Raw genomic sequence first — 13,337 nt, 5'->3', positions numbered from 1 at the left:
GCGCTGCCCATGTTTAAGGTTGGATGGTGACAGGAATTCGGAGCACACAATGAAAAAAGCGCCGCGCAAGCGCGACGCTTTCTGAATGTCTACGCGTCGTAACCGCGTAGTTTACTTTACTTGTCGAGCAGAATGCGAAGCATCCGACGCAGCGGTTCCGCCGCGCCCCACAGCAGCTGGTCGCCCACCGTAAACGCCGACAGATATTCGCCGCCCATCGCGAGCTTGCGCAGACGGCCGACCGGCACCGTCAGCGTGCCCGTCACGACTGCCGGCGACAGATCGCGCATTGATGCTTCGCGTTCGTTCGGCACGACCTTGACCCAGTCGTTACCCGACGCGAGGATGCTGTTCACTTCGTCGAGCGGGACGTCTTTCTTCAGCTTGATCGTCAGCGCCTGCGAATGGCAACGCATTGCGCCGATCCGCACGCACAGGCCGTCGACCGGAATCGAACCGGCTTCGCCCATGGCCGGCTTGCCGAGAATCTTGTTGGTTTCCGCGCCGCCCTTCCATTCTTCCTTCGACATGCCGTTGCCGAGATCCTTGTCGATCCACGGAATCAGCGAGCCGGCGAGCGGCACCCCGAAGTTGCTGGTCGGCATGCGGTCGCTGTTCATTGCTTCCAGCACACGACGGTCAATATCCAGAATCGCCGACGACGGATTCGCGAGGTCTTCCTTCGCGGCACCGTACAGCGTGCCCATCTGTTGCAGCAGTTCGCGCATGTTCTGCGCGCCCGCGCCCGATGCGGCCTGATACGTCATGGCCGTCATCCAGTCGATGAGGTTTTCGCGGAACAGGCCGCCGAGCGCCATCAGCATCAGGCTGACCGTGCAGTTGCCGCCGATGAAATTCTTCTGACCCTTGACCAGCGCGTTCTTGATCACTTCGAGGTTGACCGGATCGAGAATGATGACTGCGTCATCCTTCATGCGCAGCGACGAAGCCGCGTCGATCCAGTAGCCGTTCCAGCCCGCTGCGCGCAGCTTCGGGAAGACTTCGTTCGTGTAGTCGCCGCCCTGGCAGGAAATGATGGCGTCGCACTTCTTCAGGTCGTCGATGCTCGACGCGTCTTTGAGCTTCGTCTCGTTTTTGGCGAACGACGGCGCGTTGCCGCCCGCATTGCTGGTGCTGAAAAACACCGGTTCGATGAGATCGAAATCGCCTTCCTGCTGCATACGTTGCATCAGGACGCTGCCGACCATACCGCGCCAACCTACGAGACCTACGTTCATGACTTCATACCCTTCGAGTGGAGGCTTCCCCGCAACTTTGCCCGCAGTGACCGCGCGGGGAAGACGGGCGGGCACAACGGACGATCAGCGCTTCGTGATCGTTTTCGGGGTAATCGTTTTGACGAGCGTTTTGACAGTAATGGCGAACTCAACCGCACGGGCCGTTTTGCCGTGGAGGTTCGAAATCGAGGAGATTTGAGGAAACGCCATCGCATGAATATACACGAAAATCGCAATCTGGCGCCAAACCGCGCAAATCCCGCTGTTTTGCAGGCTAACGGGCCGCTTCGCGCTCCGTTAGCCCTTTACTGCGCTGTACTACGCGATACCACGCATCAATACGGCTTACAGCGCTGCGAGCACCGCGTCGCCCATTGCTGCCGTACCGACCTGCTTGCAACCCGGTGTGAGAATGTCGCCGGTGCGATAACCCTGCTCCAGCACTTTCTTCACCGCGGTTTCGATGCGCTCAGCCTGTTCCGCCCTGTTCAGCGAATAACGGAGCATCATCGCGGCCGACAGGATCGTCGCCAGCGGATTCGCCACGCCCTTGCCGGCGATATCCGGCGCGGAGCCGTGCGACGGCTCGTACAGGCCCTTGTTGTTCTTGTCGAGCGAAGCCGACGGCAGCATGCCGATCGAGCCCGTCAACATCGCGGCTTCGTCCGACAGGATGTCGCCGAACATGTTGCCCGTGACGATCACGTCGAACGACTTCGGCGCCTTCACCAGCTGCATCGCCGCGTTGTCGACGTACATGTGCGACAGCTCGACGTCCGCGTATTCCTTCGACACGTCGATCATCACGTCCTTCCAGAACTGCGACGTTTCGAGCACGTTGGCCTTGTCCACCGAAGTCAGCTTCCTGCTGCGCTTTCGCGCCGCCTGAAACGCGACGTGCGCAATACGGCGCACTTCCGGTTCCGAATAGCGCATCGTGTCGAAGCCTTCCTTCGCGCCGGCGAACGGACCATCCGGCGCTTCACGCACGCCGCGCGGCGAGCCGAAGTAGATGTCGCCGTTCAGTTCGCGCACGAGCAGGATGTCGAGGCCCGACACGATTTCTTCTTTCAGCGACGAAGCGCCTGTCAGTTGCGGATAGCAGATCGCCGGACGGAAGTTCGCAAACAGCTGCAAGTGCTTGCGCAGACCGAGAATCGCCTGCTCCGGACGCAGCGCGCGTTCGAGCTTGTCGTACTTCCAGTCGCCGACGGCGCCGAAGAGAATCGCGTCGGATGCCTTCGCGAGCGCGAGCGTCGATTCCGGTAACGGATGGCCTTGCGCCTCATAACCCGCACCGCCAACCGGCGCTTCTTCGAGCTCGAACTTTTCGTCGAGCGCGTTCAGCACCTTCACGGCTTCCTTGACGATTTCCGGACCAATGCCGTCACCCGGCAACACTGCGATCTTCATGCGAATTCCTTGTGTTCGTTAGTGCGCAGGCGTACCCGATCGATCGTCAGATCACTCTGATCGATCAGCGCGCCAGCCAGACGCTTTACGCTTTATCCGACGATGCGGTGATTCAGCCACGGTTGCTTTGCAAGCCGCTCCGCTTCGTACTGACGGATCAGGTCCGAGTGACGCAGCGTGAGGGCGATATCGTCGAAACCGTTCAGCAGGCAGTACTTGCGGAAGCCCGCGACTTCGAACGGATACCCGGCGCCGCCATCCGGCGTGCGCACAACCTGCGCCTCGAGATCGATCGTCAACTTGAAGCCGTTGAACGCGTACGTCTCGTTGAACAGATGGTCGACCTGCTGTTCGGTCAGCACGATCGGCAGCAGACCGTTCTTGAAGCAGTTGTTGTAGAAGATATCGGCGAAGCTCGGCGCGATGATCGCGCGAAAGCCGTACTGCTGCAACGCCCACGGTGCGTGCTCACGCGAGCTGCCGCAGCCGAAGTTCTCGCGCGTCAGCAGCACCGAAGCGCCTTGGTAACGCGCCTGGTTCAGCACAAAGTCCGGATTCAGCGGGCGCTTCGAATTGTCCTGGCCCGGCTCGCCGTGGTCGAGGTAACGCCATTCGTCGAACGCGTTCGGGCCGAAGCCGCTGCGCTTGATCGACTTCAGGAACTGCTTCGGAATGATCGCGTCGGTATCGACGTTCGCGCGATCAAGTGGCGCCACGACGCCGGTGTGTACAGTGAATTTATCCATGACGCTTGCGCCTGTTCAAAAGCGGGCGATGCGCGTGGCCGCAGAGCAGCCAGGCCATCGCCGGAAAAAATCAAAATCCGCTTATTTCTCAGCGTGATTGCTGATCGAGTTGCCGAGATGCGACATGTCTTCGCCGAATCCGTGCACCGTGTTGCAGCCCGTAAGACCTAGCAACGCGGCCACCAGCGAACCCAGCGCGAGGCGACGCAACAACGTGAGGCGATTGATACTGTTCATCATGCGATTCATCCAAGCTTGCGAATATCGACGAAATGCCCTTCGATCGCCGCGGCGGCGGCCATCGCGGGGCTCACGAGATGGGTGCGGCCACCCGCACCCTGACGACCCTCGAAATTGCGATTCGAGGTCGAAGCGCAACGCTCGCCCGGATCGAGCCGGTCGGCGTTCATCGCCAGACACATCGAGCAGCCGGGTTCGCGCCACTGGAAGCCGGCATCGAGAAACACCTTGTCGAGGCCTTCGCGTTCGGCCTGCGCCTTCACGAGACCCGAGCCCGGCACGACCATCGCGAGACGGATATTCGGTGCGACCCGGCGGCCCAGCTTCCTTACGACATATGCAGCTGCACGCAGGTCTTCGATGCGAGCATTCGTGCACGAGCCGATAAAGATCTTGTCCGGCTTGATCGATTCGATCGGCAGGTTCGGTTCGAGCGCCATGTACTTCAAGGCGCGCTCCATCGCGTCGCGCTTGACCGGATCTTTTTCGCGTTCCGGATCCGGCACGCGACCGTCAATCGACGTCACCATTTCCGGCGACGTTCCCCATGTGACCTGCGGCACGATCTCAGCGGCATTCAGTTCGACGACGCGATCGAACTTCGCGTCGGTGTCGGAAGTGAACTGCTTCCAGTATTCGACAGCGTGATCCCACTCGACGCCTTCCGGTGAGAACGGACGGCCCTTCAGGTATTCGATCGTGGTGTCGTCGACGGCGACCATGCCGGCGCGCGCGCCCGCTTCGATCGCCATGTTGCACACCGTCATGCGGCCTTCCATCGAAAGCGCGCGGATCGTCGAGCCGCCGAATTCGATGGCATAGCCCGTTCCACCTGCCGTGCCGATCTTGCCGATGATGGCGAGCACGATGTCCTTCGCGGTGCAGCCGCGCGGCAGCGCACCTTCGACCTTCACGAGCATGTTCTTGCTCTTCTTCTGCAAGAGCGTTTGCGTCGCGAGAACGTGCTCAACTTCCGATGTGCCAATGCCGTGCGCCAGTGCGCCGAACGCGCCGTGCGTCGACGTGTGCGAATCGCCGCAGACAATCGTCATGCCCGGCAGCGTGGCGCCCTGCTCCGGCCCGATGATGTGCACGATGCCCTGACGGAGGTCGTTCATCTTGAACTGCGTGATGCCGTACGTGTCGCAGTTCGCGTCGAGCGTATCGACCTGCAGCTTCGACACCGGATCAGTGATGCCGTGGCTGCGATCCGTGGTCGGCACGTTGTGGTCGGACACGGCCAGATTCGCGCTGATGCGCCACACCGGACGCTCAGCCAGCTTCAGGCCTTCAAACGCCTGCGGGCTCGTGACTTCGTGCAGCAGGTGACGGTCGATATAGAGAAGCGTCGTGCCGTCTTCTTCCGTGTGGACCACATGCGTGTTCCACAATTTGTCGTAGAGAGTCTGTGCCATGGTATGCGGGGTAGTAATAACTGCGAGGGCAATCCGTGTCCGGTCAATTATGCCACGCAGATGACACCCGATGCTCACAGGCGCGAAGAAAACCGATAAAAAACATGGAGTTGGCTGGTAGTGTCGATACCTGTATCGACGTTACCCGGCAAGGCTTTGCGGCGATCTGGTTCCTGGCAAATGAAGCCTGTTCTGTCGCCTCAGCGTGCAGGCTCCGTCGACATACGCCTTCGACAGACTTCGGAGGCCTCGAACGGTCGATTCATTTCCTCAGGTTCCTCGCGAACTCGTTAATTGCGCAGCCGATCTGGTGACCCACGCGTTATGGAAGAATATGAGCAGGATTGCCCGTGTGACCCTATAGGGAAGCGGGTGTACAAATGCGCGTGCCGTACAGTCGGCTTCGCGCCGGAGGAGAAAAGATCAATGGCTCAAAGGATGCGCCGCCGCATGCTCTTCGCTGGCACGCTCGCAGCGGCCGGTCTGATATCGGCAAGAGGTGCCCAGGCGACGCAGGTCGGCAAGGTGACGATTGCCCTTGTGCTGAAGTCGCTCGCCGACCCGTTCACCGTCGCGATGGCAAACAGCGCGCAGAACTATCAGAAGCACTATTCATCGCAACTTGACCTTACCGTGCGGGGGACCACAACAGAAGCCGATACCTCCGCGCAGATGCGCATCCTCGATGAATTGATCGACGCCAGGATGAGCGCCATCGTCATCGCCCCCACCGATTCGAAAGCGCTGATACCTGTGGTAACCCGCGCCATCAACGCCGGAATCATCGTGATTGCGATCGACAACCCGTTCGATGACGCTGCCGGCATCCCGGTCCCTTTCGTCGGACCTGACAACAGAAAGGGCGCGAGGATAGTCGGGGACTATCTGGCAACAAAACTCAAACCGGGCGACGAAGTCGGGATCATCGAAGGCATATCCGCTGACCGCAACGCGCAGCAGCGCACGGCCGGCTACAAAGATGCGATGAGCGCGGCGGGCGCCAGGATCGTCGCCATACAATCCGGCGCCTGGGAATACCGAAACGGTAACGAGGCCGCGTCGAGGATTCTGAACGCCTACCCGCGGCTTCGGGCGCTTCTATGCGGCAACGACAATATGGCAATGGGGGCGGTCGACGCCGTTCGTGGTGCACGCAGAACGGGCAGTGTGTACATCACTGGCTACAACGATATCGATGCCATAAAGCCCCTGCTTCGCAAGGGCCTTGTCGTTGCAACGATGAACCAGTTCGCCGACAGACAGGCCGTGTTCGGCGTTGATTTCGCACTCAAGGCTATTACCGAAAATCGCAAGCAGCGCGAATTATCCCGATTCATCGAGACGCCGTTGCAACTGGTCACAAAAGACGATCGATAGCGAAACCCGGAATGGCGGACCGTCAGCGATGCGGCCCGTCTGTGTCGCCTTGCTCGATAGTGCCGATCTCGACGGTTCAATGAAGTAAAAACAAACCCGCTACCGGTCGAAGCCCATTTGATCGCGCCCCATCGGCGTCAGATCGCTTTCCTGAGCGCGCCCAATGAAATCCGTTTCGAAGTGATCGGCCGGAAAATCGGGCGGGCTTTCGCCGCGCAGAAAGCTCGGCAACTGACGCTTCAGAGAGGCCTCGTTTTTCGCACACCACGGCGCGGAGGCGATGTACATCACGTTGCTGTAACCCGTGCCGCGATGCGCGTCTTCAACCGAATGCACGACGTCGCTGTGCCAGAACACGGCGTCGCCGGCCTGCATGTGTGGAACCGGTGTCACGGCTTCGAGCAGAAGGCCATGCCACTGCGGATTGATCGACAGCGCGCGGGCCGGTAGTGCGCCGCAAAGTTCGTCGTCAGGTACATCGTCCTGCAACGCGCGCAGCACGACGTACGCCATCGCATTCGCAATCGGGATCAACTGAAGCGTGCCATCGCCCGGACCTTGCGGCGTCAGTGCTGTCCAGCCCTGGAAGGTGCGGAACATCGAGCACACGGCCGGCGACGGAATCTCCTGCACGTCAGGACGAAACGCAGCATCGAACGGATCGTATTCGCGCCAGTTGCCTGACAGCACATGCCGATACACCTGCCGGAAATTCGGATCGAGCCAGCGCTCGACGGAGCCGGCATCCGTATGCGGCGAAAGCCCCAGCGATTCCGATCCAGGCGGCCGCCGACGCAACCGGTCGGCGTAGACGGGCACGCGCTCAGGATCGAAATGTTGACGCCCTTCGCTTTCGGAGCGCCACAGTCGATTGAGAAACACACGCGTGCGCGTCAATTCCTGCGACTGCCGCGCTTCGACCTGTGGCTTCGACCAGTACACGCCGTAGATCTGCGGCCTGCTCGACGAAAGCGAGCCGAAGTACTTGTCTTCCGCACGATTGGCGAGCCGCTCGTCGAGGTTATTGCGCTCGACGTACTGGCCGATTTCATCGTTCCAGTCGCCGGCCTGCTGTGGATCGAACACGCGCCGCACGACGCATGCGCCACGCGACCGGATCTGCGCGACGATGTGCGGATCCACATTGCCAGCCGCGATCGCCGCATAGTCGAGCGTCGGAATGGTGCCGACGCCGCGTTCACGCTCGCTCACGATGGCGTCGATCTGCTGCTTCATCGCGCCTTCTACTTCCTGGAATACCTGCCGGTGGTTCGGCAGCGCGGCACGCAGCGTGCGTTTGGTCGAGCGGATCGCGTCCGGCAGGTTGTCGATGATGAGGGGCATTGCCTGTCTCCTGGGTTTATCGATTGTGTCCCGCCAGATTAGGCGTCCTGGGTGAATGCGGGATGTGCTATCCGGCCAGTTACCGATACAATCCAGCCATTCCCGGCGTCTTTGACCGTGACCGGATTCGATCGATGAAGCCGCAATACGAACGCGTCACGATTCCCGACGGCTGCTCCGTGCGCGTGTACCACCGGCAGCTTGCGCAGATTCCGTTCGAGTGGCATCACCACCCGGAGTACGAACTGACGCTCACGATGAACAGCCGCGGCCAGCGGTTTATCGGCGACCACGTCGCCCGTTACGAAGGCGACGATCTCGTGCTCGTGCCGCCCGATATGCCGCACACGTGGTCGTCGACGGAACCCATCGACACACGCGCGCCGGGTTTGAGCTTCGGCGCAGGGTGCGCCGCGGCGATGCGCGCGAGGCTGCCTCTGCTGCTCGATGCGTCACCTCGCACGCGGCTTTCGGCCGTGCTGGACACGCTCGCCGAACTCGCCGGTGCCGAAGACGCCGTGCCGCTTGCGTCGTCTTCTGCGCATATCCGCGCGAACCCGTCAGCGCGCATGACTGCATCCGGCACGGCGTCCGAAGCCGAGCGACTGAACCGCGTTTTCGATCTGCTCGATCGCCGCTTCAACGAGCCGCTTCGCATCGCGGAACTGTGCGCAGTCGCGAGTCTTTCGGAGCGCTCGCTGCATCGATATTTCGTCCAGCATGTCGGCGAGAGCGTCGGTCGCTATCTGATCCGGTTGCGCCTCGGTTATGCAACGCGGCAACTCACGGAGACGACCTGGCCTGTTGCGATGATTGCGACGAAAGCCGGCTTTCCGAACCTCGCCAATTTCAACCGGCAGTTTCTTGCGGCGCGCGGCATGACACCGAGCGCCTGGCGACGCTTCTTCGAAATGCACGGGCGTGCGCCGGAGCCTGAAGCGCCGGTGGCGCTGGACAGGCGCTCGCCTTCGCTGGAGCGGCGGGCGAAACGCGGCTGAATGGCGCCGGTCGACAGCCATCGCTCCCTGAGCTATAACGCACAACAGGACGCAAACACAAACTCCAGATAGCTCCGCAACGGGCTCACCGGCTCCTCCCCCAGGCTTCGTTCAGGCGGACGGACCCACGCCCGCTGCGGACCTACAGCGTGGCGTTGCTATGCATCTGTTCGCGATCACAGCCGCCGGCCGGCAGGCCGAACCAGGGTCTGCACCGGCGTCGGGCTGCAGGCGGCACTACGTGTATCTGATGCTTCTGGTCGCCGCCGCGCCCGTCGGCGCAACGGTGACGTTACCTGCCAGCAGCGGCATACCTGTCAATCTCGATGCAACCTGGCCGGGCGAAGCCGTCTTCATGGTCGCGCCAGGCACCACGATTGACAACACAGGGCCAGTCATAACGGGCGGCGCCACGCAGAACTGGCAACTGACGAACTACGGAACGCTGCTCGTCACAACAGGTACACCCCCCAGCAGCGCCCTGAAGCTGGGCAGTCTGGATCCCGGTAGCGCGCGCGTCGACAATTTCGGCGTGATCCAGTCGAACGCGTCCAGCGCCAATGGACCCTCCGGCGTTCAGTTCACCAACGGAGGCGTGGTCTACAACCACGCTGGCGGCATCATCTCCGGCCCGGATGGGGTGCATACCGATGTGGCGTCGATGGATGTCTACAACGAAGGCCAGATTACCGGCACGCTGTCTTCCGCCGTCTATACGGGCCAGGGCGCGCGGGTCCAGAACCGCGCGACGGGCGTCCTCAATGGCACGTATGGCGTCGTGTCTAACGGCGCATTTAACGTCACCCTGCTGAACGCTGGTCTGATCTCGACGTCCAGTTACGCGATCTGGTTCTTCGGCAGCGGTCTTTACTCGATCATCAATACGTCCACGGGGGTTATCGAAGGCGGCAGTACCAGCAAGCCCGCCGTATTGCTGAAGAGCGCCGCCCAAAGTCAGACGCTCAACTACGGCGTGATTCGCAATCCGCAAGGCACGGCGATATCCGCGAGCGCCAATGGCAACGTGATCGTCAACGCGGGCAGCATCGTCGCCGGTACGGATGCCGGTGTTGCGCTCGCACTCACCGGCGACGACAACACTATCTACAACGTCGGCACGCTGACGGGCGGCACAACAGCAATCCAGCTTTCCGGCGACAACAACCTGATCGCCCTCGGCAAGGATGTCAATTTGCCGAAGCTCGGCATTTTCGTGGTCGGCCCCGGCTCGGTCGTGAACGGAGCGCTCGTCAGCAACGGTTCTGGCAACCAGCTGGCACTGGCCGACAGCGGCAGCGAAAACAGCGCGATATCGGGCTTCGACTCGCTCGTCATGGTGGGCAATGACTGGACACTTTCCGGACTCGTTACGCTCACCGGCAGCGCGTCCGACGCGCTGCTTGTCCAGCAGGGCGTACTACGGCTGACTGGCACGGTGCAGGTCGATCCCGGCGGCGTGCTGATCGACGGCGGCGGGACGTTGCTGGTCGGCGATGCCGCGCATCCGGCCGCTTCGCTTGTCACCGCGACGGGCGTCGCGATCGCCGCGGGCGGCACGCTCGGCGGATACGGCTTCGTCACGGGGGACGTGCTCAATCTCGGCACGCTCACAGCCGCCGACGCCGCGCCGTCGTTGCGCGGCCAGGGCGGCGGAACACTGACCATCACCGGCGCGCTGCGAAACGACGGCACGATCGATCTGCGCGGCGCACAACCCGGCAATCGTCTGCTGGTTGGCGGAAGTTACTCCGGCACCGGCAACCTGCTGCTGAACACGCGACTCGGCGGGGATGACTCGCCGAGTGACCGGTTGTTCATCAGCGGAAGTGGCGCTCAGGCGGCTGGCAGCACCGCCGTGCATGTTTCGAACGTCGGCGGCGCCGGTGATGTGACGAATGTGGGCATTCGCGTTGTCGCGCTGGCGCAGGGTGCGACATCGACGTCGACCGCATTCGTGCTCGCGGGCCGCGCGGTCGCTGGTCTCTACGAGTACGCGCTCGAACGTGATGCATCGGATGGGCAATGGTATCTGCGCTCGACGGTCACGCCACCGGCGCCGCCAACCCCACCCGAACCGCCGCAGCCGCCCGGTCCGCCGCAGCCTCGTTATCGACCTGAGATTGGCGCTTACCTGAGCAACGCGCACGCGGCCGCGACGCTCTTCAATCATGCGCTGCACGACCGGATCGGCGACACAGCCGACATGGCAGACACGACCGATACGGACTCAAACGCGCGTCATCCATCGAGCGCGTGGGTCCGGATCGAGGGTAGCGGCCAATCCGCAGATGCCGCCAGCGGCCGTGTCCATCTGTCGGATACGGGATGGCTGCTGCATCTCGGCTCGGATATCGGCGTGTGGCCGCTTAGGGGTGACAACGACCGCATCCACCTTGGCGCGATGGCGGGCTATGGCCACGTCGACACCCGCGCGACCGCTGCGGACAACGTGAACCGCGCGACCGGAGGCGTCGACAGCTATGCAGCCGGCCTTTATGCGACGTGGTTTCAGGACGACGTACGCCGCCTCGGCGCTTATGTCGACAGCTGGCTGCTCTATGGCACGCAGAACAACAGCGTGCAGGGCGACGCGCTTCCCGGCCAGTCCTACCATTCGCAGACCGTGTCGGCATCGCTCGAAAGCGGTTACGCGCTGGGTCCGTTCAGTGGAGGACGCATTGTCGTCACCCCGCTCGCGCAGTTCATCTGGAATGGCTATTTCGACCACACAGTGTTCGAGCAGGCAACCGGCACGACAGTGAGTTTTTCCAGTCCCAACGGCATCGTGACGCGGCTGGGCGTCCGGATTGGCGGCTCGCTGGATACGTCCGCGACAACGCGCGTCGCGCCGTTTATCGAAGGCGCCTGGCGCTATGCCCGCGGACAGACGCAGCTCGCGATGAACAACCGGACGGTTTCCGTCGACGGCTCGCGCAATCTCGCCGATATCAACGTCGGACTGAACGGACGCCTTAACGCCCGCTGGCGCGTGCGCGCCCAGCTCGGGGCGGTGCTCGGCGGAAACGTCAGCGGCTTTAGCGGCACGATCGGCACACGCTACGATTTCTAGCGCCGCCGCAATCGCGTCGCGTCACGCGCCACCAGACAAAACGCCCCGACGGAAACTCCGTCGGGGCGTTTTGTGTGCGCTGCAGCGAATAGCCATCCGCTGCAGCCGGTACGACCTGCCGATTAACGCTTTTCGATCGGCTTTGCTTCGCGCGGTGTTTCGCCGATGAACAGCTGACGCGGACGGCCAATCTTCTGTTCCGGATCGGCGATCATCTCGTTCCACTGACCAATCCAGCCGACCGTACGTGCCATCGCGAAGATACACGTGAACATCGACGTCGGAATGCCCAGCGCGCGTTGCACGATACCCGAGTAGAAGTCGACGTTCGGGTACAGCTTGCGCGACACGAAGTATTCGTCTTCCAGCGCGATCTTTTCGAGCGCCATGGCCAGCTTGAACAGCGGGTCGTCGTGCAGGCCCAGTTCTTCGAGCACTTCGTGACACGTTTCGCGCATCAGCTTCGCACGCGGATCGTAGTTCTTGTACACGCGGTGACCGAAGCCCATCAGCTTCACGCCCGAGTTCTTGTCCTTCACCTGCTTGATGAACTCAGGAATGTTGTCGACCGAGCCGATCTCTTCCAGCATGTTCAGTGCGGCTTCGTTCGCACCACCGTGTGCCGGGCCCCACAGACACGCGATACCAGCCGCGATACACGCAAACGGATTCGCGCCCGACGAGCCAGCCAGACGAACCGTCGACGTCGATGCGTTCTGTTCGTGGTCAGCGTGCAGGATCAGGATACGGTCGAGCGCGCGCACCAGCACGTCGTTGACCTTGTATTCTTCGCACGGGTTCGAGAACATCATGTGCATGAAGTTCGCGCTGTACGACAGATCGTTCTTCGGATACACGAACGGCTGGCCGATACTGAACTTGTACGCCATGGCGACGAGCGTCGGCAGCTTTGCGATCATGCGGATCGCCGACACTTCGCGGTGACGCGGGTCGTTGATGTTCAGCGAGTCGTGATAGAAGGCCGACAGCGCGCCAACTGCTGCAACCAGCACCGCCATCGGATGCGCGTCGCGACGGAAGCCACGGAAGAAGAAGTGCATCTGCTCGTGCACCATCGTGTGCTTTGTGACGGTGTCGACGAATTCCTTTTTCTGCGCGACAGTGGGCAGTTCGCCTTTCAGCAGCAGAAAGCAGGTTTCGAGGAAGTCGGCGTTCTGTGCGAGGTCGTCGATCGGGTAGCCGCGATACAGCAGTTCACCCTTGTCGCCGTCGATGTACGTGATCGCCGAATTACACGCCGCCGTCGACATGAAGCCCGGGTCGTACGTGAACTTGCCGGTCTGGCCGTACAGTTTGCGGATGTCGATTACATCCGGGCCCATCGTGCCCTTGTAAATCGGCATTTCAACGCTCGGCGAATTGTCGCTGAACGATAGCGTGGCTTTAACATCTGACGGGGTCATAGCACATCCTCAATCGAAGTATGGAAACAGGGTTTCGATAATTGCACGCCGGGATAAAACAACCGTGCGCAC

10 protein-coding genes are annotated in these 13,337 nt (G+C 61.7%); 3 read left to right on the top strand and 7 right to left on the bottom strand.

The features are described 5' to 3' along the window. Positions 1-116: 116 nt before the first annotated feature. The 5 genes from asd to leuC all read right to left on the bottom strand — a co-directional run bounded on the left by asd (position 117) and on the right by leuC (position 5,052). Positions 117-1,238: an aspartate-semialdehyde dehydrogenase gene (asd, locus tag P3T21_RS01175; RefSeq protein WP_429254097.1), complete on the bottom strand. Its 1,122-nt coding sequence runs from the start codon at positions 1,236-1,238 to the stop codon at positions 117-119. 345 nt (positions 1,239-1,583) lie between these two features. Then, positions 1,584-2,651: a 3-isopropylmalate dehydrogenase gene (gene leuB, locus P3T21_RS01170; RefSeq protein ID WP_429254096.1), complete on the bottom strand. Its 1,068-nt coding sequence runs from the start codon at positions 2,649-2,651 to the stop codon at positions 1,584-1,586. 92 nt (positions 2,652-2,743) lie between these two features. Next, on the bottom strand, positions 2,744-3,397 hold the full coding sequence (gene leuD / locus P3T21_RS01165) for a 3-isopropylmalate dehydratase small subunit (RefSeq protein ID WP_429254095.1): 654 nt from the start codon (positions 3,395-3,397) through the stop codon (positions 2,744-2,746). 81 nt (positions 3,398-3,478) lie between these two features. After that, entirely contained in the window at positions 3,479-3,637 is a 159-nt protein-coding gene (locus tag P3T21_RS01160; RefSeq protein ID WP_429254094.1) for an entericidin A/B family lipoprotein, read from the bottom strand. Between the two features lie 5 nt (positions 3,638-3,642). Beyond that, on the bottom strand, positions 3,643-5,052 hold the full coding sequence (leuC, locus tag P3T21_RS01155) for a 3-isopropylmalate dehydratase large subunit (RefSeq protein WP_429254093.1): 1,410 nt from the start codon (positions 5,050-5,052) through the stop codon (positions 3,643-3,645). A 426-nt stretch (positions 5,053-5,478) separates the two neighbouring features. Between leuC and P3T21_RS01150 the strand changes: the two genes are divergently transcribed. Next, the gene (locus P3T21_RS01150) at positions 5,479-6,429 is read left to right on the top strand and encodes a substrate-binding domain-containing protein (RefSeq protein ID WP_429254505.1); all 951 of its coding nucleotides are present in this window, start codon (positions 5,479-5,481) and stop codon (positions 6,427-6,429) included. Positions 6,430-6,528: 99 nt separating this feature from the next. On the opposite strand, the gene P3T21_RS01145 is transcribed toward P3T21_RS01150, so the two are convergent. Then, positions 6,529-7,773: a DUF1479 domain-containing protein gene (locus P3T21_RS01145; protein ID WP_429254092.1), complete on the bottom strand. Its 1,245-nt coding sequence runs from the start codon at positions 7,771-7,773 to the stop codon at positions 6,529-6,531. 134 nt (positions 7,774-7,907) lie between these two features. On the opposite strand from P3T21_RS01145, the gene P3T21_RS01140 reads away from it, so the two are divergent. Together P3T21_RS01140 and P3T21_RS01135 are read left to right on the top strand one after the other, a co-directional pair. Continuing rightward, a complete protein-coding gene (locus P3T21_RS01140) occupies positions 7,908-8,771 on the top strand; it encodes a helix-turn-helix domain-containing protein (RefSeq protein ID WP_429254091.1) in 864 nt (287 codons plus the stop codon). Positions 8,772-8,931: 160 nt separating this feature from the next. Continuing rightward, a complete protein-coding gene (locus P3T21_RS01135; protein ID WP_429254090.1) occupies positions 8,932-11,841 on the top strand; it encodes an autotransporter outer membrane beta-barrel domain-containing protein in 2,910 nt (969 codons plus the stop codon). 122 nt (positions 11,842-11,963) lie between these two features. Here P3T21_RS01135 and gltA read toward each other — a convergent pair whose 3' ends face one another. After that, the gene (gltA, locus tag P3T21_RS01130) at positions 11,964-13,265 is read right to left on the bottom strand and encodes a citrate synthase (protein ID WP_429254089.1); all 1,302 of its coding nucleotides are present in this window, start codon (positions 13,263-13,265) and stop codon (positions 11,964-11,966) included. Positions 13,266-13,337 lie beyond the last annotated feature (72 nt).

Origin of the sequence: Paraburkholderia sp. GAS334, assembly GCF_050436625.1 — a bacterium.
Lineage (GTDB): Bacteria > Pseudomonadota > Gammaproteobacteria > Burkholderiales > Burkholderiaceae > Paraburkholderia.
This window is presented reverse-complemented; position numbering and strand designations above follow the sequence as displayed.

Bases quoted from the DNA above. Each gene is read 5' to 3' on its own strand.
- leuD (WP_429254095.1), bottom strand. From the start codon at position 3,397: ATGGATAAATTCACTGTACACACCGGCGTCGTGGCGCCACTTGATCGC.
- P3T21_RS01135 (WP_429254090.1), top strand. From the start codon at position 8,932: ATGCATCTGTTCGCGATCACAGCCGCCGGCCGGCAGGCCGAACCAGGG.
- leuB (WP_429254096.1), bottom strand. From the start codon at position 2,651: ATGAAGATCGCAGTGTTGCCGGGTGACGGCATTGGTCCGGAAATCGTC.
- leuC (WP_429254093.1), bottom strand. From the start codon at position 5,052: ATGGCACAGACTCTCTACGACAAATTGTGGAACACGCATGTGGTCCAC.
- P3T21_RS01145 (WP_429254092.1), bottom strand. From the start codon at position 7,773: ATGCCCCTCATCATCGACAACCTGCCGGACGCGATCCGCTCGACCAAA.
- P3T21_RS01140 (WP_429254091.1), top strand. From the start codon at position 7,908: ATGAAGCCGCAATACGAACGCGTCACGATTCCCGACGGCTGCTCCGTG.
- gltA (WP_429254089.1), bottom strand. From the start codon at position 13,265: ATGACCCCGTCAGATGTTAAAGCCACGCTATCGTTCAGCGACAATTCG.
- P3T21_RS01160 (WP_429254094.1), bottom strand. From the start codon at position 3,637: ATGATGAACAGTATCAATCGCCTCACGTTGTTGCGTCGCCTCGCGCTG.
- P3T21_RS01150 (WP_429254505.1), top strand. From the start codon at position 5,479: ATGGCTCAAAGGATGCGCCGCCGCATGCTCTTCGCTGGCACGCTCGCA.
- asd (WP_429254097.1), bottom strand. From the start codon at position 1,238: ATGAACGTAGGTCTCGTAGGTTGGCGCGGTATGGTCGGCAGCGTCCTG.